Annotated in this window: 22 protein-coding genes; 12 read left to right on the forward strand and 10 right to left on the reverse strand. The window is 33.1% G+C overall.

All coding sequences use genetic code 11. The features are described 5' to 3' along the window. Window positions 1-5: 5 nt before the first annotated feature. The 8 genes from AC061C_RS01830 to AC061C_RS01865 all read right to left on the reverse strand — a co-directional run bounded on the left by AC061C_RS01830 (window position 6) and on the right by AC061C_RS01865 (window position 5,265). Window positions 6-824, reverse strand: coding sequence for a hypothetical protein (locus AC061C_RS01830; RefSeq protein ID WP_478289785.1), 819 nt, complete (start codon window positions 822-824; stop codon window positions 6-8). Beyond that, window positions 824-1,321 carry a heavy-metal-associated domain-containing protein gene (locus tag AC061C_RS01835; RefSeq protein ID WP_478289786.1) on the reverse strand — a complete coding sequence of 166 codons (498 nt, stop codon included), beginning with the start codon at window positions 1,319-1,321 and terminating at the stop codon, window positions 824-826. Before AC061C_RS01835 ends, AC061C_RS01830 begins: the two co-directional genes overlap by 1 nt. Window positions 1,322-1,325: 4 nt before the next feature. Next, a complete protein-coding gene (locus AC061C_RS01840; RefSeq protein WP_478289787.1) occupies window positions 1,326-1,796 on the reverse strand; it encodes a TlpA family protein disulfide reductase in 471 nt (156 codons plus the stop codon). A 17-nt stretch (window positions 1,797-1,813) separates the two neighbouring features. Then, on the reverse strand, window positions 1,814-2,680 hold the full coding sequence (locus AC061C_RS01845; protein ID WP_478289788.1) for a DUF3347 domain-containing protein: 867 nt from the start codon (window positions 2,678-2,680) through the stop codon (window positions 1,814-1,816). A 154-nt stretch (window positions 2,681-2,834) separates the two neighbouring features. Next, window positions 2,835-3,206 (reverse strand): hypothetical protein, encoded by a 372-nt coding sequence (locus AC061C_RS01850; RefSeq protein WP_478289789.1) that lies wholly within the window; start codon window positions 3,204-3,206, stop codon window positions 2,835-2,837. An 83-nt stretch (window positions 3,207-3,289) separates the two neighbouring features. Then, window positions 3,290-3,634 (reverse strand): phage holin family protein, encoded by a 345-nt coding sequence (locus AC061C_RS01855; protein WP_478289790.1) that lies wholly within the window; start codon window positions 3,632-3,634, stop codon window positions 3,290-3,292. A 47-nt stretch (window positions 3,635-3,681) separates the two neighbouring features. Continuing rightward, window positions 3,682-4,446, reverse strand: coding sequence for an alpha/beta fold hydrolase (locus AC061C_RS01860; protein WP_478289791.1), 765 nt, complete (start codon window positions 4,444-4,446; stop codon window positions 3,682-3,684). A 105-nt stretch (window positions 4,447-4,551) separates the two neighbouring features. Beyond that, entirely contained in the window at window positions 4,552-5,265 is a 714-nt protein-coding gene (locus tag AC061C_RS01865; protein ID WP_478289792.1) for a pyridoxine 5'-phosphate synthase, read from the reverse strand. A gap of 114 nt (window positions 5,266-5,379) precedes the next feature. On the opposite strand from AC061C_RS01865, the gene AC061C_RS01870 reads away from it, so the two are divergent. The 8 genes from AC061C_RS01870 (at window position 5,380) to murI (ending at window position 13,715) form a co-directional block, all read left to right on the forward strand. Next, window positions 5,380-6,039, forward strand: coding sequence for a CBS domain-containing protein (locus tag AC061C_RS01870; RefSeq protein ID WP_478289793.1), 660 nt, complete (start codon window positions 5,380-5,382; stop codon window positions 6,037-6,039). A 76-nt stretch (window positions 6,040-6,115) separates the two neighbouring features. Further along, entirely contained in the window at window positions 6,116-7,000 is an 885-nt protein-coding gene (locus tag AC061C_RS01875; protein WP_417944701.1) for an NAD kinase, read from the forward strand. Between the two features lie 168 nt (window positions 7,001-7,168). After that, window positions 7,169-7,843, forward strand: coding sequence for a type IX secretion system protein PorG (gene porG, locus AC061C_RS01880; RefSeq protein ID WP_478289794.1), 675 nt, complete (start codon window positions 7,169-7,171; stop codon window positions 7,841-7,843). Between the two features lie 4 nt (window positions 7,844-7,847). Continuing rightward, a complete protein-coding gene (gene uppS / locus AC061C_RS01885; RefSeq protein ID WP_309759244.1) occupies window positions 7,848-8,588 on the forward strand; it encodes an undecaprenyl pyrophosphate synthase in 741 nt (246 codons plus the stop codon). Then, the gene (gene bamA / locus AC061C_RS01890; RefSeq protein ID WP_478289795.1) at window positions 8,521-11,250 is read left to right on the forward strand and encodes an outer membrane protein assembly factor BamA; all 2,730 of its coding nucleotides are present in this window, start codon (window positions 8,521-8,523) and stop codon (window positions 11,248-11,250) included. The genes uppS and bamA overlap by 68 nt, the downstream gene beginning before the upstream one ends. A 35-nt stretch (window positions 11,251-11,285) precedes the next feature. Then, window positions 11,286-12,305 (forward strand): OmpH/Skp family outer membrane protein, encoded by a 1,020-nt coding sequence (locus AC061C_RS01895; protein WP_478289821.1) that lies wholly within the window; start codon window positions 11,286-11,288, stop codon window positions 12,303-12,305. A gap of 21 nt (window positions 12,306-12,326) precedes the next feature. Next, window positions 12,327-12,827: an OmpH/Skp family outer membrane protein gene (locus AC061C_RS01900; protein WP_309757648.1), complete on the forward strand. Its 501-nt coding sequence runs from the start codon at window positions 12,327-12,329 to the stop codon at window positions 12,825-12,827. A 108-nt stretch (window positions 12,828-12,935) separates the two neighbouring features. Beyond that, window positions 12,936-13,715: a glutamate racemase gene (murI, locus tag AC061C_RS01905; protein ID WP_478289796.1), complete on the forward strand. Its 780-nt coding sequence runs from the start codon at window positions 12,936-12,938 to the stop codon at window positions 13,713-13,715. 6 nt (window positions 13,716-13,721) lie between these two features. Here murI and AC061C_RS01910 read toward each other — a convergent pair whose 3' ends face one another. Both AC061C_RS01910 and AC061C_RS01915 read right to left on the reverse strand, forming a co-directional pair. Then, window positions 13,722-14,240 (reverse strand): gamma carbonic anhydrase family protein, encoded by a 519-nt coding sequence (locus tag AC061C_RS01910; RefSeq protein ID WP_478289797.1) that lies wholly within the window; start codon window positions 14,238-14,240, stop codon window positions 13,722-13,724. Window positions 14,241-14,256: 16 nt separating this feature from the next. Continuing rightward, the gene (locus AC061C_RS01915; protein WP_478289798.1) at window positions 14,257-15,255 is read right to left on the reverse strand and encodes a PorP/SprF family type IX secretion system membrane protein; all 999 of its coding nucleotides are present in this window, start codon (window positions 15,253-15,255) and stop codon (window positions 14,257-14,259) included. Window positions 15,256-15,424: 169 nt separating this feature from the next. Here AC061C_RS01915 and AC061C_RS01920 point away from each other — a divergent pair, with 169 nt between their 5' ends. The 4 genes from AC061C_RS01920 to AC061C_RS01935 all read left to right on the forward strand — a co-directional run bounded on the left by AC061C_RS01920 (window position 15,425) and on the right by AC061C_RS01935 (window position 18,438). Continuing rightward, window positions 15,425-16,324: a NifU family protein gene (locus AC061C_RS01920; RefSeq protein ID WP_478289799.1), complete on the forward strand. Its 900-nt coding sequence runs from the start codon at window positions 15,425-15,427 to the stop codon at window positions 16,322-16,324. Window positions 16,325-16,430: 106 nt separating this feature from the next. Further along, window positions 16,431-16,631: a dodecin family protein gene (locus tag AC061C_RS01925; RefSeq protein ID WP_309757656.1), complete on the forward strand. Its 201-nt coding sequence runs from the start codon at window positions 16,431-16,433 to the stop codon at window positions 16,629-16,631. A gap of 321 nt (window positions 16,632-16,952) precedes the next feature. Further along, a complete protein-coding gene (locus AC061C_RS01930) occupies window positions 16,953-17,528 on the forward strand; it encodes a hypothetical protein (RefSeq protein ID WP_309757658.1) in 576 nt (191 codons plus the stop codon). A 79-nt stretch (window positions 17,529-17,607) separates the two neighbouring features. Beyond that, on the forward strand, window positions 17,608-18,438 hold the full coding sequence (locus AC061C_RS01935) for a mechanosensitive ion channel family protein (RefSeq protein WP_478289800.1): 831 nt from the start codon (window positions 17,608-17,610) through the stop codon (window positions 18,436-18,438). Window positions 18,439-18,443: the final 5 nt, after the last annotated feature.

Raw genomic sequence — 18,443 nt, forward strand, 5'->3', positions numbered from 1 at the left:
AAAAATTAATTGTTTTGTTTTTTTAAGTTAAAGAACGTGTAATACAAATTGAAGTACAGTCCATTCGGTGCAGAACGCAGCATTGAACTAATTAGTTCTTGACGGTACGCTAAATCCAATCGCGCCTGACTATTAAAAATAAATTGTATCGCTGGGACAACATCCAAATACGATTTTCCATTTTCGTTTATGGTTTGCCCTACAAATTCTAACATTAGATTGATATTAGTTTGCTTGAAACTCGTGTATTTTTTAGGATACATTAGTTTACCAAATGACAAGGAATAATTGGTAGCATTATCTCCCAGTTCATCTGGAAAAGGATAATTTGGTTTATTGTCTAGTGCTTTCTCAAAACTTAAAGAGGAACTAATCGCTACTTTTTTTAATAATTTTGTTGCAATTATACCTGTTTCAAAACCTGTGTTATGCCCCAAGATTTCAATTTGTTCTTGATGGATATCAGCACGATTAAAACTATATCTTCCGTATGCTGCCATGCGGAAATGACTATTCAAATCATCTTCAGAATAAAACCGATATTTTGCCATTATACCAGCGCCTTCAGCATATAAGGCATTAGTTCTTGTACTTATAAAAGCGGAACCTCTTACCATTAAATTCTTATTTATTCCATAAGTTATCTCAGGCATTAAATGGTAATTGTAACCTGTTTTAATTTGCTCTTTAAATGCTGATTGCATCACGTTTAAAGCAAGTGAATTCGCTGGGACATTACTGGCAGGATCTGTTACTACAAATAATTCTTGACTAAAAATAGTTTGACAACTAATTGCTACAAAAAATAAAATTACATTTCTCATTAGTTTATCAATTTAATGTGAAAATCATCTTCGTTGTTTGAAGCGTAGGTTTCGACATTTTTATAGGTTTTAGATAATTTTTTAAACTCCTTTTCAGTTACAAATCCTTTGTCAAGTATTTTAAATTGTATTTCACTCGCATTACTTAGTTTGTCATTAACCAAGATATATCCGCTTTTAGTTATAGTTTCGGGCTTTGAAGTGACCACTAAAGAGCCGACAAAAAAACCTGCTTTTTCCACTTTTTCCTTAAATACTTTTGGACTCAAATCATTACCTTCCTTAAGTGTTACAGTGAACGTATTGGTATTTAAATCGGTTTCTACAGTAACAACTTCGGGCAATGTTTTTAACTGCTTGTTTATCGCATTGGAACACATAGAACAGGTTAAACCCGTTGCAATGATCTCAGCTTTTGAGATTTGAGCAAACGATTTCATGCTTGTGATTAAAACTAAACAAGCAACTAGGACAAATTTTAACGGTATATTTTTCATGATTTTATTTTTTTAATTGGATTGAAATTTCTTCAAGTGTTGGATTGATAGCGATCAATATTCCTGATTCGTCAAACAAATAAGAACTCGGCAATTGCTCAATTCCAAAGAGAAGCGCCGTTTTTGCATCAAACCCATTTGGATCTATTAGTTGCGTGTAAGGAAGCTTGTCTTTTTCGATAGCATTTTTCCATTTAGTAGTATCAATATCTAGAGAGATTCCTATAATTTCGAAATTGCCACTTTTATTTTGATTGTAAAAAGGAACTAATTTTTTATTAGCCACTCTGCAAGGCCCACACCAGGAAGCCCAAAAGTCAACTAAAACTATTTTACCTTTAAGCGAAGCTACCTCAACAGCAACTTCATTATTGTTAAAAAGTTTAAAATCAGGCAGGCTGTCGCCTATTTTTAATTGTGCGTTTGCAACTGAAATAGTGAGCAACAGTATACAACAGGCGATTACTTTTTTCATGTTATATCTGTAAAAAATTACTGAATCGTTTCTACTACTTTCCCGCAAGTCAGCATTTTAGAACCATAAAAAGGATTCTTTACAGCATTTTCTTTGCTTAACCAGTTAGCACCTTCACCATCATTTGCCATTGGACAAAACTGTACGTAAACAGGCATTTCATATTTAGCTACTTTTAGCAACTCGTAAATTGATTTTGAGAAAGGAATGAAAATTTCTCTTTGAAGTTCAATGTCTTGCGTTGCAGCAATAGCTCCGGCAGAAGTCATTAAACCACTCATTTCCTTCATCCAAACCATATGCACATCCATAGCAAGAGTTTCCATTTTTACTACACTCAAAGCTGTTTTCATTTCTTTTGCTTCTGCAGCAACCGCGTTGCCGTCTGTTTTTACCAACGCATCTTTCAACGCAAAATAAGTATCAAAAACAACTTTTAGTTGTGTGTCCTGTTGTTGCTTAATACCTGAATTATCAGCGTGATTGGAATGATTTTCCATTGTAGCCGTTTCCATTTTAGCTGCTGCGGGCATAGCTACTTTAGCTACTCTTTCATATTGGCAACATTCGTGCAAAGCATCATAAGTAGCATCTGGAGCAAGGAATTTATCGCTGTCATAACCAACTAAAGCAATGCGTTTCAGAATTTCGTCCTGGCTTGTCTTAGATGCATCATAAGTAAGAACTGCCATATTAGTGTCTTGATTCCATTCTACTTTTGCTACTTTTTTAAGGGTGCCAGCAGTTTCTATTTTAGTTTTACACATGCCACAGTTTCCGTATATTTTTACTGTTTCTGTTTTAGCGTTTTTAATTTGCGCGCTTACTACGTTGATTGAGAGCAATAATGTCATTGCCATCAATATTTTTTTTATTGAGTTCATTGTATTTTGAATTTGAAGTGAATTAGTCCCAAAAAAAACTGAAATAATAAGCTATGTAAGCTACATATCAATCTGTATTGGACCAAAAAAATTAATGATTGTTAAGCACAAAGTGCTTTGAAAAAGACAGTATTTTGGCTGTCAGAAAAGGGATTTAGCTTATTTTAGGTGGAAGCCAAACAGATCTGAAATCAGAGGATATGAAGATTGCAGAATAATAATAATTTTGTTTTTCAGTCGAAAAACTAAAAAGTTCAAGGTTTAAATCGCTGTATAAAATAGCTGTACTACTTAATAAAACAGTTGAATTACTACAACTAATACTTTTACAAGCCCCATCGCAACCTTCATGAGAGTTCTTCTTTGAAGACTCTGATTTCTTGCAGCATTCTTTTTTTATCTTCTCAACAGAGGACATTTTTTTACAACAGGATTTCTCAGTCTTTGTTCCACACGCAAATGCACTGCTTGGAGTCAATATGAAACCAAGTATTGCAAATAAAAGTATGTAAAACGTTTTAGACATTCTATATCAATTGAAATACAAAGGTAATAAATAAAAATAAGCCCAAATAATTGAGATCATAAATAGATGTTAAAAATAAATTTTTATTTCCCTTCGCCTAATATTGCATTCAAAATAGATTGTAATAATGATAAAATGATACTGAAAAACAAGGCCGTTAAAAATGTATCTACGCTAAATCCGCCTACAATCTTTGTACACAATAAGATCATAAGTGCATTAATTACCAATAAAAACAATCCTAAAGTAATGATCGTAACAGGCAATGTAAGTACTACTAATATTGGTTTGATAAATACATTAAGCAACCCCAGAACAATGGCTACGATTAATGCTGTGGTAAATCCTGCCACACGAACCCCAGGCATAAAATTTGCAATTAGCAATACTAAGCCAGAAGTAATAAGAATTTTGATCAGTAAATTCATGGATTTTAATTTAAAGTTTTAATAAATGTAGTGAATATTTAAAATTATCAAGGTTGTTTTAGGAAAGAAGTCACTTTTTGATAAAACTCAATTGGGTTTTCGGCGTGTAGCCAATGCCCAACATTCGGAATTGTTTCGATGCTTGAATCCGGGAAATGCGCTTTAATATCTTCAACGTCACTATCTAAAATGTACTTGGAATTACCACCACGAATAAACAATGTTGGCTTTAGGAAACGAGTGCTTTGTGGTAAAGCAACTCCTATTTCATCCATTTTTTTATTAAAAACAGCTAGATTAAATCGAAAAGCCAATTGTGAAGGCTCTTTCCAAAATAAATTTTTCATCAAAAATTGTCGCGTTCCAAAATCAGGGACAAACTTCGTCATAATTGCTTCTACATCGCTTCGGCTGGGTTGTATTGAAAAATCAACAGCATTCAATCCCGCCAATATATCTTGATGATGTTGGGGATAAAATTTTGGTCCAATATCAGCCACAATCAATTTATCGACTAGTTCGGGATGTGAGGTGGCCAAAAGCATAGCTACTTTCCCACCCATCGAGTGTCCTATTATATTGATGGTTTCTAAATTATGAGTATGACAATATTCGTAGACATCCTGAGCCATAATTTCATAACTAAAGTCATCAGAATGCATGCTTCGTCCGTGGTTGCGTAGATCGAGCATGTGAACTTGAAAACCGACTGCAAATTGTGTTCCGAGGGATTTCCAGTTGTCTGACATTCCCAGAAATCCGTGAAGAATTAAAAGTGGCTTGCCAGAGCCTTCTATTTTTGAAAAAAGCATATGATTTTAGATTTTAACGTTTTAATTTAAAATACAGACCATTAAGAAATTAAGGTTATTAAGCTAGACACCAAATCCATCTATATTCCTAAATGGTTTAAAAAACTATTTTAATTTTTGCAAATACATATTGACCACATTATCTAATCCTAAATAAATAGCTTCTGAGATTAAGGCATGACCAATTGAAACTTCAAGTAATCCTGGGATATTTTGTTTGAAAAATTGAATGTTATCCAAACTTAAATCGTGACCTGCATTGATTCCCAATACTAAATCGTTGGCTAAAATTGCTGATTGTGTATATGGCAAAATCGCATTTTGATTTCCTAAACCGTATTGGTGTGCAAATGCCTCTGTATACAATTCGATTCTCTCGGTTCCAATTTTTTTAGCTCCTTCGATCATTTCGAGAATTGGATCTACAAAAATAGACGTTCGAATACCGTTGCGTTGAAATTCCTGCACCACTTCAGTCAAAAGAGCTTCATGTTTTACGGTATTCCATCCCGCATTTGATGTGATCGCATCGATAGCATCTGGAACTAGGGTAACTTGAGTTGGCTTTATTTCGAGAACAAGATCAATAAATGTTTGCTCCGGATTGCCTTCGATATTGTATTCGGTGTAAACAATTGCCTTCAAATCTCGGGCATCTTGATAGCGAATGTGGCGCTCATCTGGACGTGGATGTATCGTAATTCCTTCGGCACCAAATTTTTGAATGTCGGTAGCTACTTTTAATAGATTGGGAACATTTCCTCCACGAGCATTTCGCAAAGTAGCTATTTTATTGATGTTTACACTTAACTTTGTCATGAACACACTTTTTGATTTTGAAACTTGTTTTTACTTGGAACAAAAATACAAAGTAAAACTTAGGAGATTTTGCTTATTTTTGATTATTTTGCATGAAATATTCCAAATTGATTTATGACAGAAATTACAGAGTATATAACCAATGATGTAAAGGCAATTGATAGTTTCGATTCTATCGAAGCGGTTCAAGACTTCTTTAGTGATTTACACTTTTCACATTTTCCGGTTTTAGAAGATGGAGTTTACATTGGTAGTATCGCAGCTGAGGATATTGAAACTTTTGACAGTGACAAAAAAATAGTAGATTACCGCTTTACATTGGAAGGTTTTTTTACTAAAACAGATACCATGTGGCTCGATGTTTTAGAAGTTTTCGCAAAAAACAATACTAATTTAGTTCCCGTTCTAGACGAAAACAATAGTTACGTTGGGTATTATGAAATAGAAGATATCATGAAGTTTTTTCATGAAACCCCATTTTTACAAGAACCAGGCGGAATTATCGTAGTTCGTAAAGGCGTTTTAGATTATTCCATGAGCCAAATTACCCAAATTGTAGAAAGCAATAATGGAAAGCTTTTGGGTTTATTCATATCAGAGTCAAGTATTGATAGCGTTGAAATTACGTTGAAAATAACATTAGGCGCTATGAATGAAATTATTCAAACTTTTAGGAGGTACAATTATGAAATCATATCAGAACACCAAGAAGATAATTACATCAATAATTTAAAGGAACGCTCTGATTATTTAGACAAATACCTTAATATATAGTTTACAGGACTGATTAGCATTTTAATCGATCTAACGACATACAACTTACACTAACAGAAAACGATTCAGCAAAAAGATGAAAGTAGCTATCTACGGTCAATATTATCAAAACAGTACAGAACCTATAATAAACGACATCTTTGTTTTTTTTAACAAGAACAATATAGAGATGATCATTGAGTCGCATTTTTTAATAATGCTTAACGAAAAAAAAATTGTAGAGAACAAATACAAAACATTTACCTCACATACAGAACTTGATAGCAGTTTTGATATGTTAATTAGTATAGGTGGTGACGGAACCATTTTAAGAGCGGCAACTTTAGTTCGTGATTCTGGGATTCCCATCTTAGGGATTAATGCCGGAAGATTGGGTTTTTTAGCTTCGGTACAAAAGGAAAACATTGCCTCGTTCATGCAATTTGTAATTGATAGAAAATATACGATTTCTAAACGAACTTTACTGAGTTTAACTTGCACACCTCCTAATGAGTCCATCGATGCAATTAATTTTGCGATGAATGAAATTACGGTTAGCAGAAAAGATACCACCTCGATGATAACAATTGATACGTATTTAAATGAGGAGTACCTGAATTCGTATTGGGCTGACGGACTAATTATTTCAACCCCAACAGGATCTACAGGATACTCTCTAAGCTGCGGCGGTCCTATTTTGACCCCAGATGTAAAAAGCCTAGTTATTACACCTATTGCCCCTCACAATCTTACTGCACGACCACTAGTAGTTCCCGATGAAACTGAAATTAGACTTAAAGTTTCTGGAAGAGATGAATACTATTTAGTTTCTCTAGATTCTAGAGTTACATCTGTTAGAAATGAATCGGTATTAACTTTAAAGAAAACTCCTTTTCAAATTAATATGGTCGAAATTCCCGAGGAAACCTTTTTGAAAACACTCCGCAGCAAACTACTTTGGGGAGAAGACAAGAGGAATTAAATCATTTTAATCAAACGCTATACGATTTTATCAATTTTTCCCGTTTTACTAAATTAAATACTTATTTATAGTGCGTTTAATACTGAATTATTAAAAAAAAGCACATTTAACTGAATGGGTATTGAATCGAATTGATAATTATTATATTTGCACGCAATTTTTGATTAAATGAACAAAATTTTTTATTTATTTCTCTGTTTTTTTCCAGTGATGGTAACGCACGCTCAAATACATGAGGTCGGTGTTTTTTTTGGCGGCAGTAATTATATTGGAGACATCGGACCTACTACTTATATTTCGCCAAACGAACCAGCAATTGGAGTCCTATACAAGTGGAATAAAAGCCCTAGACATTCCTATAGATTTTCTTATACGCAATCTAAAATTACTGCAAATGATTTAGATTCAAAAGAAGTAAGCAGGTACCAAAGGGAGTATCGTTTTGAAAACAATTTAAAAGAAGTATCTTTAGGCCTTGAATTCAACTTTTTTGATTTTAATCTTCACGAATCGAGCAGAAAAATCAGTCCTTATGTTGCGTCTGGTTTGAGTTATTTTCTAGCAAGATATACCTTGACCGATTTAAAAACGGACACATCAGTTCGTGGGAGAACCGAAAGAAGAAAATCAATAGCACTCCCTATCATTATAGGATTAAAATCTAATATATCTCCTCGTTGGGTTTTAGCATTAGAAACTGGTGCAAGATATACGTTGACTGACAATATAGACGGAAGCTTTAATCAAAATTTTGGAAATATAAATAATAATGATTGGTACGTTTTTACAGGAGCTACGTTAACCTATACCTTTGGGAACAAACCCTGTTATTGTGCAGAATAGAGAAATGAATTTACAAGATACAATCAATAAGAATAACCTACCTAAACACCTAGCCATCATTATGGATGGTAATGGACGTTGGGCCAAACAACAAGGCCTTTTGCGCGCCTTAGGTCATGAAAGCGGAACAAAATCAGTAAAAGTAATAATCGAAGCCAGTGCTAAGCTTGGCATCGAGTTCCTTACTCTTTATGCTTTTTCTACTGAAAACTGGAACAGACCCAAACTAGAAGTCGATACTTTAATGAAAGTACTGATCAACTCTTTGAAAAAAGAACTGCTCACACTTCAAAAAAACAACATCAAACTCAACGCAATTGGTAACCTAGAAAGATTACCAAAATCAGCACAAAAGGAACTCCTTGATGTTATTGACAAGACAAAAAACAACACACAAATGACACTTACCTTAGCGTTAAGCTACGGTTCTAGGGAGGAATTAGTAGCTGCGGTAAGAAATATTTGTAGTAAAGTTAAAAATAATATAATTTCAATAGACGCTATTGACGATTCCATTATTAATGAGCATCTTTACACGCAAAATTTACCGGACGTAGATTTATTAATACGAACAAGTGGAGAACATAGGATAAGTAATTTTTTGTTGTGGCAAATTGCCTATGCAGAATTATATTTTACTGATATATTATGGCCAGACTTTAAAGAACAAGATTTATATGAGGCTATCATTAGTTATCAAAAAAGAGAACGCAGATTTGGAAAAACAAGTGAACAAATTAAATAATTTTTTAGTGTTACATAAAAGCATAAAAATAGTCCTTACCGTATTAATATTAGTAAGTTTTACAAAAGTTAAAGCGCAAGAAAGAGTTCCTTTTGATCAAGGAAAAAAATACATTTTAGCAGATGTAGCTATTGTGGGAGACATTAGTTTCAACTCACAAACGGTTGTTACATTCTCTGGTTTGCAAAAAGGACAAGAAATAACAGTGCCCGGTGAAGAAATTAGTGCTGCTATAAAAAAACTTGGAAAACTAGGTCTCTTTGATGAAATTTCATTTTATGTAAATAAAGTTCAGAATGATAGTATCTACCTCGATTTAAATATTGTAGAGCTACCCAAACTAAATCAAGTAAAATTTGTAGGGATTAAAAAGACTAAAACGGAAGCTTTAATAAAAGACAACAGTCTTAATAAAGGTAAAGTTGTAAATGAAAACTTGATTACAACCACAAGAAATTATATAGAAAACAAATACAAGAAAGACGGGTATTATAACACCAAAGTTAACATTAATACGGTTAAAGATACGTCCACTGTTAATTCAGTAAACATGCTTGTTAGCATTGACAAAGGTGAAAAAGTAAAAATTAAAAGTATTGATTTTGTAGGAAACACGAAAATATCTGATAACACTTTGCGTAAAGCAATGAAAGATACGAAACAAAAGAAAATTACTCGTGTTTTAAAAGCATCAAAATTCATAAAAGACAAATACAAAACCGATTTAGAAAAAGTAATTTCTTCCTATAAAGAGAAAGGATATAGAGATGCCAGAATCGTTTCGGACTCTGTAACATTTGATAAAGAGAAAAATGCATTATCTATAAAAATTAATGTAGAAGAAGGAAATAAATATTACTTTGGAAACATAAAATTCTTAGGGAATACAGTTTACACCGATCAAGGTTTGAGTAGAGTATTAGGCGTGAAAAAAGGAGAAACCTATAATGGAGTTCTACTACAAAAAAGAATTGCCGATGGATCAAAACCAGATGGCGAAGACATTGATAATTTATACAAAAATAACGGATATTTATTTTCAAACATTAATGCTGTAGAGGTACGAACTGCCAATGACACTATTGATTTTGAAATACGAATTACAGAAGGCCCTATTGCTTATTTCAACAAAATCACTGTTGTTGGTAATGACAAAACCAATGACCGCGTTATTTACCGAGAATTAAGAACAAAACCTGGTGAAAAATACAGCAAAGACGAATTAGTTAGAACCGTACGTGAAATTGGACAGTTAGGATTTTTTGATCCAGAAGCTATCAATCCAGCGTTTAGAAACGTTGATGCAAGTGCAGGAACGGTAGATATTGAATACCAACTTGTAGAAAAAGGCTCGAGTCAAATTGAACTTCAAGGAGGTTATGGTGGTGGTGGTTTCATTGGTACGCTTGGACTTTCGTTCAACAACTTTTCGGCTCGCAATATGTTCAAAAAAGATGCATATAGACCTTTACCGATGGGAGATGGTCAAAAAGTAAGCTTACGTTTGCAAGCAAGTACCTTTTTCCAAACCTATAGTGTTTCCTTTTCTGAACCTTGGTTTGGTGGAAAAAAACCGGTATCATTTAGTTCATCATTGTCTTACAGTAAACAATTTTTAAATAATTTTCAAACACAAAGAGCGGATAAAACAAAAAGTTTTAACATTATGACTTTATCCGTTGGTTTAGCCAAAAGATTAACAGTACCTGATGATTTCTTTGTATTGTCACAATCGTTAAGTTATCAGCACTATGATTTAAATAATTACAATACTGGATTATTTACCTTTGGGGATGGAACATCCAGAAACATGGCTTACACAATAGGATTAACACGAAATAATAAAGGGGTAAATCCAATTTTCCCTACCTACGGATCAGAATTTAGTGTTTCGGCTAAATTGACCCTTCCTTACTCTTTATTAAACGGAGTTGATTATGCTACATTGGGTGACAAAGAAGAGTACAAATTAAAGAATACTGTCGACCGATTAAATGTGCCAGATGCTAACGGAAATATTGTAAAAATTGGAGATTACATTGATACGAATGGCAATAAGGTAACCGACTTTAATTTGGCTGCTGCAGATGTCAGCAAAGTCGATCAAGAGCGTTTTAAATGGTTGGAATATTATAAAATAAAATTCAAAGCTGATGCGTATACCAAAGTTTATGGTAAATTAGTGGTGAGAACTTTGGCAGAATTTGGATTCCTTGGAGCATACAATCAAGACCGTGGAGTAGTTCCTTTTGAACGTTTCTATCTTGGTGGAGATGGATTAGCTAACTTCTCCATGGATGGAAGAGAAACAATACAGTTGAGAGGATATCCTAACAATTCTTTGACTCCTGTTGATGAAAGAGGAGACCAAATTGGAGCAACCGTGTTTAATAAATTCTCAATGGAATTACGTTATCCAATCACATTAAAAGCATCTGCATCAATTTATGCATTAGCATTTGCTGAGGCAGGTTCATCGTTTAAAGATTTCAAAAGCTACAATCCATTTGCTTTGAATCGTTCCGCGGGAGTTGGATTACGTGTTTTCATGCCAGCATTTGGTTTATTAGGAATCGATTTTGGATATGGTTTTGATAAATTACCAGGTCAAGCAAAACCAAATGGAAACGAAGTACATTTTATCATTGGACAACAATTTTAAAAAAATTGATTTTAAATTTTCTAAAACATACTGTTATGAGAAAACAATTTTTATATCTATTTTTATCGTTATTCTTTGTGCAAGCAATAGACGCCCAAACAAGAGGCACTAAACTAGGTTTCATAGATATGGAATACATTTTACAAAATGTACCCGATTATACAGAAGCAAAGGCGCAATTAGAGCTAAAAACTGAAAAATGGAAACTTGAGATTGATGCTAAAAAAATTGAAATCAATAAACTTAAAGAAGCCCTAAAAGCTGAAAGAGCATTGTTAACTAAAGAATTGATTGATGAAAGAGAAACAGAAATTAATTTTCTAGAAAATGAAAACCTAGATTACCAACAGAAACGATTTGGACCCAACGGAGATTTAATAATACAAAAATCCCTCTTGGTTAAACCAATACAAGATCAAGTTTTTACTGCTGTTCAAGATATTGCTGAAAGGTTAAAATACGATTTCATTTTTGACAAAACATCTGATCTAACCATGTTGTTTGCAGCAAAAAGATTTGATCTTAGCGACCAAATTATACGCACGCTTACCCGAACTGAAAAAAGAGAGCAGTTGACTAAAAAACAACAAAAAGCAGAAGAGGATAAAGAGAAAAAACAAGACGCGATGGATGAAAATCCAGATTTAGCAGAACGTCAAAAGCAAATAGACGAAAAAAAATATGCTAGAGAGAAAGTACTAGAGGACAGGAAGTTGCTTCAAGAGCAAAAGAAAAAGGAATTTGAAAACAAAAGAGCACAAATAATAGCAGACAGAGAAGCTAAAAAAAATGGCACGGTTTCTGCAAATGTTAAAATAGAGGATCCTAAAAAAGCGGCAAACGCAGATTCTACAAATGATTCTTCAAAACAGTTAGCAGAAGACCTCAAACAAAAACAAGTGGAAGTTAATGCACAAAAACTAGAAGATCGTAAGAAAATTTTAGAAGACCGCAAAAAAGCATTAGACGAAAAAAGAAAAAAAATTCTCGAAGAAAGAGAAGCGATTAGAAAAGCAAAAGAAGAAAAATTAAAAGAAAATACAAACAAAAATTAATTACTAAATATTTTAAAAACGATGAGACAAATTAAAACTCTATTTATTGCTGCAATTTTTATTTTAGGAGCAAGCCAAACAATTAATGCACAAGCAAAAACGGCTCATGTTGATGTAAGTGAGATTATGACAAAAATGCCAGCAATGTTAGATGCTCAAAAACAATTGGATAAATTGAGTACTACTTACGATGCTGATTACAAAAAGATGGTAGAAGAATACCAAGGGAAATTAAAAAAATACGAAGCTGAAGCTGCTACAGTAACTGAAGCTATTAATGGAGAACGCTCTAAAGAAGTACAAGACATGCAGTCTAGAATTGTAGCTTTTAGAGACAATGCTCAAAAAGAATTGCAACAAAAAGAATCTGATATTGTTAAACCATTGATGGAAAAAGTGAGAGCTTCAATCCAAAAAGTAGGAAAAGCAAAAGGATTCCAATATGTTCTTGATGGTTCTTCTCTTTTACTTGCTGATGGTCCAAACTTGACTCTTGATGTTAAGAAAGATTTAGGTTTCTAGGAAAAATAGACAATCGTTTAAAACTGCTCGTCCTAACTATAGGATTGAGCAGTTTTTTGTTTAAATAAACTATTGGAATTTCGTTGTTTAGCGTGTAACTTTGTTTTTATGAATGACAACAATCAACCTATTGGAATTTTTGATTCAGGAATTGGAGGAACTTCGATCTGGAAAGCAATCCATGAATTACTACCTAATGAAAAAACTATATATCTTGCTGATAGCGCCAATGCACCTTATGGACTAAAATCGAAACAAGAGATTGTAGCTTTGAGTATGAAAAACACGGATTTCTTATTAGAAATGAAATGTAAATTGATTGTAGTTGCTTGCAATACGGCAACTACGAATGCCATCCAGGAATTGCGAGCGAAATATGACATTCCTTTTATTGGCATTGAGCCAGCAATAAAACCCGCAGTAACGCATTCTAAAACGCAAATAATAGGCATTCTGGCTACGCAAGGAACATTAAATAGCGAATTGTTTAACAAAACTACAGAGAAGTATCAAGACACAAAAATAATAGAACAAGTGGGCCACGGATTAGTACAACTAATTGAAAACGGTGACATTCATTCGACAGAAATGACAAAACTACTTCAATCCTACTTGACACCAATGATAGCTGCTAATATTGATTATTTAGTATTAGGATGCAGTCATTATCCGTATTTGATTCCGCAGATAAAAAAAATACTCCCAGAGCACATTAAAATCATAGACACTGGTGAGGCCGTTGCCAAACAAACTCAAAATGTATTGAAGACTAAAGTAGGATTTTCAACGGGAGAAAATAGCGAACCAATTTTTTACACGAATACGAATCCGACTGTATTGAAAGAAATAGTAGGAAATGCATACACCGTTGAAGAAAAAAAATTCTAGAAAAGACTATTCTTCGTCTTTAAACCAACCAGAATACATCACGTAATTATTGGAAATACGTTCGATTTCTCCAGCAAAATCAGATTGATCAATGTCCTTTACTTTTTTGGCTGGAACACCTGCCCAAATCGTACCTGAAGCAACAACTGTATTTTGAGTAATAACAGCTCCTGCAGCTACAATCGAATTGCTTTCGATAACACAATTATCCATCACAATTGCGCCCATTCCTATTAGCACATTATCATGAACTGTACATCCGTGTACGATCGCGTTGTGGCCAATAGAGACATTATTTCCTATAATTGTTGGGTGTTTTTTATACGTACAATGAATTACTGCTCCATCCTGAATATTTACTTTATTTCCAATTGTGATAAAATTTACATCGCCACGAATCACAGCATTAAACCAAACACTACAATTTTCTCCAAAAGAAACATCACCAACAATAGTTGCATTTTCTGCAACATAACAATCATTCGGGATTGACGGTGACTTACCATTTATCGATTTTACTAGCATAATATAAAAGGAGAAATTAATTAATTGCTGGACAGTTGCAATCGTATTTGACAGGTTTACAAAACAGATCGATTCCTAAGGTAATTTGGTGATAGCCACCATTATCAAACTTAACCGCACCTGACAACTGAGAATACGTATAAGCAAACATAAATTTATCAAAATTAACTCCTACAATTGGCGTGATGTATTGCAGTTTTTGTTTAGAAACTGTACTGCCTTGCAGGAATTCGGCACCATCAAAGCTTCTTCTATAAGATAACCCACCAAATATTTTTCCGAAATCTAGTGTCTTGTAGGCCTTCAAATTAACATCGATTGCCTTTTCTTTCGTTTTTTCGACCATTTGAAATAAAACAGATGGTTCCCACAAGATTTTATCGCGATCTCCAAAAATATATCCAGCACTCAATAAATACTTTCTTAAATTATCACTCTCGTATTCCGTGTAAATATTTCTTCTAGTTTCGATTGCATTTTTGACTGTTCCATGCACATATAAATCCAAGAAATTATAAGAGGCACCAATATCAACATTAAAATACGAATCTTTTTGAACAATTGTTCCATTTATGATTGGATCAAAATCACCAGATTGACGGAATTTTGTTTCGTCTAACTGACTTTGGATTAGTCCAGCACTGATTCCAAAAGACAACTGGTTTAAATCGATTTCATTTCTAGAAAACATCAAATGATACGCATATGTGAATTTGACACCTTTTTGGGAATGATACCCATTTTTATCATTAAAAACTATAATTCCTGCACCCGCTTTCTCTCCTACTCTACCATTGAAACTTAAGGTTTGGAGTTCTGGCGCATCGTCTTGATCAAACCATTGTTTACGACCAGTGAGTCTGACTTTGGCGCAATTTGCAGCTCCCGCCATAGAAGGATGAATTAAATAGTAATTATCCGTGAGATAATCCGAGTAAACAGGAATACCTTCCTGTGAATAGGAATAAAAGGAGATAAATAAAAGAGCAAATAGGAATTTAATTTTGGTGTGCATTTAATTACTTTTTAGTAAGAAGGAATGATTCTAAATCAATAAAAGTTTTTTGGAAATAAAAGTCAAAATACGTATCCAAAAGTAAAACTAAAGTTAATTTATTCATTAAAAATCAAATATAATTATTCTTAGAAAATAACTTTAGTAAATTTGTAAAAATTTAAAAGTTATGAGCAAAATTAGCATAAAAGAAACACAAAACCCAACTATACTAAAATTTGAATTTCAAGATTTTATCACTCAAAATGAAAGTTTTGAATTTAAAAATATTGATGAAGCAAAAACATCTCCTTTAGCACAGCAATTATTTTACTTACCGTTTGTAAAAACAGTTTATATTTCTGGAAATTTTATAGCAATCGAAAAATACAGTATTGTTGAATGGGATGATGTTAAAGATGATGTTGCTGAACAAATAGAGGAATTTGTAAAAAACGGAGGAACCATAATCACCGTTGACGAAAACAAAACAAAAAAACAACCCGTAACTGTTTACGGTGAGACTACGCCAAATCCTGCTGCATTAAAATTTGTAGTAAGTAAAATGTTGACCAAAAACGCTATTGAATTTAAAAATATTGATCAAACTGGCGCTTCCCCACTAGCTAAGGAATTATTCAAATTTCCGTATGTGAAAGAAATTTTTATCGATGAAAATTACATCTCTGTCACAAAATATGAAATTAATGATTGGCAAGAAATAACCTTAGAGTTACGAAGCTTCATCAAGCAATATATTGAAAATGGCGGAACAGTTCTAGATGAAAATTTCATCCAAGCCGTAACAGAAAAGGAAGAAACCAAAGCAAAAGAATTTGATAATTTAGATGTAACCTCACAACAAATCATCAATATATTAGAGGAATACGTAAAACCAGCTGTTCAAGCAGACGGTGGAAATATTGCATTCGATTCGTATAACGAAACAGATAAAACTGTTAAAGTAATTCTTCAAGGTGCCTGTAGCGGTTGCCCGTCCTCAACATTTACTTTAAAAAGTGGTATTGAAAACATGTTAAAAAGCATGCTGAACGATGAGGCCATTAAAGTGGAAGCCGTAAACGCATAAGCAGAATAGAAATTACAATTGATTGAACATGTTATAGTTATGTGAAAAAAATTACCGTTTTAAATAAAATAGGTATATTTAATATTTAACTTAACACATAGAAATTATGTCAGTATTAAAAGTAATTGAAGTGCTTTCCAGTTCAGATATAAGTTGGGAAGATGCCACTCAAAAAGGAGTAGCAAAGGCAGCTAAAACCATTAATCACATACGATCTGTATATGTTAAGGATCAAAGTGCTGCCGTAAGTGGTGGAGAAATCACAGAATATAGAGTAAATCTAAAATTAACTTTCGAACTCGAATAGATTAATTTGACCGATTAATTTAAGCGTTCGCATTAGCGAACGCTTTTTTATTTCTAGAAGCTATTTAAAGCTATCGATTGCATTACTTTCTGATGGCAGGCAATCATTTGTATTTTCAAACCATATGAATTTCGTTGAAACCAAAAAAATCAAATAGTGTTATTATCTGCACACTACATAAAAAAGAAAATGTTGTTTTATGTTTGCCAAAACAAGACGAACATGATGCCAAATACTGATTTTCAGTAAATTATTAATAATTTAATAAAGTAATCCTAGAAAAAATTGTTTAATATTGTGAGACTAATCAAATAAAATAACATGGGACTATCTTCATTTTTAAAAAATTTATTTGGCTCAGCCAAAGAAACTGCCAGCGAATTAGCTGACAAAGCGGAAACTACTTTTGAGCAAGCAAAAGAGACTGCTGCACCTTACCTTGAAAAAGCAGAAACATTTGCAGAAGAAACATTTGAAAAAGCAAAAGAAACGGCCACTCCTTACCTTGAAAAAGCAGAAACATTTGTAGAAGAAACATTTGAAAAAGCAAAAGAAACTGCAGCGCCTTATATTGAAAAAGCAGAAACATTTGTAGAAGAAACATTTGAAAAAGTAAAAGAAACTACAGCTCCAGTTATAGATAAAGTAGAGAATTTTACTGGTCATGCTAAAGAAACTGTTACTGAACATAGTGAGAAAGCAGTAGAATCAGTAAAAGAAAATACTGCCATAGCCACAGAAAAAGTTGAAGAAATAGCAACTGAAACTAAAACAATAGCTACAGATGCTGTTGAAACTGTTTCTGAAAAAGCAAGTGAATTAGTAAAAGACGGTGATGCAGACGCCACTGAAAAAGCTAAGGAAACTATAAATAAAATAGAAGAAGACGCAGATTAATTTATAAAAAAAAAATAATTGTATTTTTGTACTTCAAACTTAACCTTCTCTTTTGGGAAGGTTTTTTATTAGATAAAAAATGAACTTAAATCCAAATCAGTTAACTGATTATGCCAATACATTCGTCACTGTATTGGTTGATTATTCCCCAAAAATTATTTCTGCCTTTGTCATTTTATTTATTGGCCTTTACGCCATTCGGCTTATCAATAGATTTATCAGGAAACTGATGACTAAAAGAAATTTAGATCCTACTTTGACAAAGTTCCTTGCCGATATTTTACTTTGGGTTTTAAAAGTCCTATTATTTGTAACATTCATATCAAAGCTAGGAATAGAAACTTCATCATTTGTTGCTATTTTGGGGGCAATGGGACTTGCTGTTGGTTTATCACTTCAAGGTTCTTTATCGAATTTTGCAGGCGGTATGTTGATTATTCTTTTCAAACCTTTTAAGGTTAACGACACTATTGAAGCGCAAGGAGTAATAGGAACGGTGAGCGAAATACAAATATTTGTAACGAAACTAATTGCTGCTAACAATCAAACTATTTTTGTACCTAATGGCGCTTTGTCTAATGGAAACATTATTAATTATTCCTTACAAAAAATTAGAAGAGCCGATTTGACCATCGCTATTTCCTATGATGCGGATATTAAAAAAGTGAAAGAAATAATTACTGCCATTTTAAAAAATAATCCCAAAGTGCTTCAGACTCCTGCTGCCGAAGTTTCTGTAAAAAACTTAACTGACAATGCCATTCAAATTGCGGTGAGACCATGGGCAAATAATGAAGATTACGGTCTCGTTTTCTCTGAAACTTTAGAAAGCTGTAAACTGGCGTTTGATGCTGCTGGAATTATCATTCAGCCTTATGTAAGAGAATCAACTCCAAACAATTTAATATAATTAAA

It is taken from the genome of Flavobacterium sp. GNP010 (assembly GCF_056428945.1).

What these genes read in the sequence shown, in the direction of transcription:
- AC061C_RS01830 (WP_478289785.1), bottom strand. Translation starts at nt 824, where the DNA reads ATGAGAAATGTAATTTTATTTTTTGTAGCAATTAGTTGTCAAACTATT.
- AC061C_RS01835 (WP_478289786.1), bottom strand. Translation starts at nt 1,321, where the DNA reads ATGAAAAATATACCGTTAAAATTTGTCCTAGTTGCTTGTTTAGTTTTA.
- AC061C_RS01840 (WP_478289787.1), bottom strand. Translation starts at nt 1,796, where the DNA reads ATGAAAAAAGTAATCGCCTGTTGTATACTGTTGCTCACTATTTCAGTT.
- AC061C_RS01845 (WP_478289788.1), bottom strand. Translation starts at nt 2,680, where the DNA reads ATGAACTCAATAAAAAAAATATTGATGGCAATGACATTATTGCTCTCA.
- AC061C_RS01850 (WP_478289789.1), bottom strand. Translation starts at nt 3,206, where the DNA reads ATGTCTAAAACGTTTTACATACTTTTATTTGCAATACTTGGTTTCATA.
- AC061C_RS01855 (WP_478289790.1), bottom strand. Translation starts at nt 3,634, where the DNA reads ATGAATTTACTGATCAAAATTCTTATTACTTCTGGCTTAGTATTGCTA.
- AC061C_RS01860 (WP_478289791.1), bottom strand. Translation starts at nt 4,446, where the DNA reads ATGCTTTTTTCAAAAATAGAAGGCTCTGGCAAGCCACTTTTAATTCTT.
- AC061C_RS01865 (WP_478289792.1), bottom strand. Translation starts at nt 5,265, where the DNA reads ATGACAAAGTTAAGTGTAAACATCAATAAAATAGCTACTTTGCGAAAT.
- AC061C_RS01870 (WP_478289793.1), top strand. Translation starts at nt 5,380, where the DNA reads ATGACAGAAATTACAGAGTATATAACCAATGATGTAAAGGCAATTGAT.
- AC061C_RS01875 (WP_417944701.1), top strand. Translation starts at nt 6,116, where the DNA reads ATGAAAGTAGCTATCTACGGTCAATATTATCAAAACAGTACAGAACCT.
- porG (WP_478289794.1), top strand. Translation starts at nt 7,169, where the DNA reads ATGAACAAAATTTTTTATTTATTTCTCTGTTTTTTTCCAGTGATGGTA.
- uppS (WP_309759244.1), top strand. Translation starts at nt 7,848, where the DNA reads ATGAATTTACAAGATACAATCAATAAGAATAACCTACCTAAACACCTA.
- bamA (WP_478289795.1), top strand. Translation starts at nt 8,521, where the DNA reads ATGAGGCTATCATTAGTTATCAAAAAAGAGAACGCAGATTTGGAAAAA.
- AC061C_RS01895 (WP_478289821.1), top strand. Translation starts at nt 11,286, where the DNA reads ATGAGAAAACAATTTTTATATCTATTTTTATCGTTATTCTTTGTGCAA.
- AC061C_RS01900 (WP_309757648.1), top strand. Translation starts at nt 12,327, where the DNA reads ATGAGACAAATTAAAACTCTATTTATTGCTGCAATTTTTATTTTAGGA.
- murI (WP_478289796.1), top strand. Translation starts at nt 12,936, where the DNA reads ATGAATGACAACAATCAACCTATTGGAATTTTTGATTCAGGAATTGGA.
- AC061C_RS01910 (WP_478289797.1), bottom strand. Translation starts at nt 14,240, where the DNA reads ATGCTAGTAAAATCGATAAATGGTAAGTCACCGTCAATCCCGAATGAT.
- AC061C_RS01915 (WP_478289798.1), bottom strand. Translation starts at nt 15,255, where the DNA reads ATGCACACCAAAATTAAATTCCTATTTGCTCTTTTATTTATCTCCTTT.
- AC061C_RS01920 (WP_478289799.1), top strand. Translation starts at nt 15,425, where the DNA reads ATGAGCAAAATTAGCATAAAAGAAACACAAAACCCAACTATACTAAAA.
- AC061C_RS01925 (WP_309757656.1), top strand. Translation starts at nt 16,431, where the DNA reads ATGTCAGTATTAAAAGTAATTGAAGTGCTTTCCAGTTCAGATATAAGT.
- AC061C_RS01930 (WP_309757658.1), top strand. Translation starts at nt 16,953, where the DNA reads ATGGGACTATCTTCATTTTTAAAAAATTTATTTGGCTCAGCCAAAGAA.
- AC061C_RS01935 (WP_478289800.1), top strand. Translation starts at nt 17,608, where the DNA reads ATGAACTTAAATCCAAATCAGTTAACTGATTATGCCAATACATTCGTC.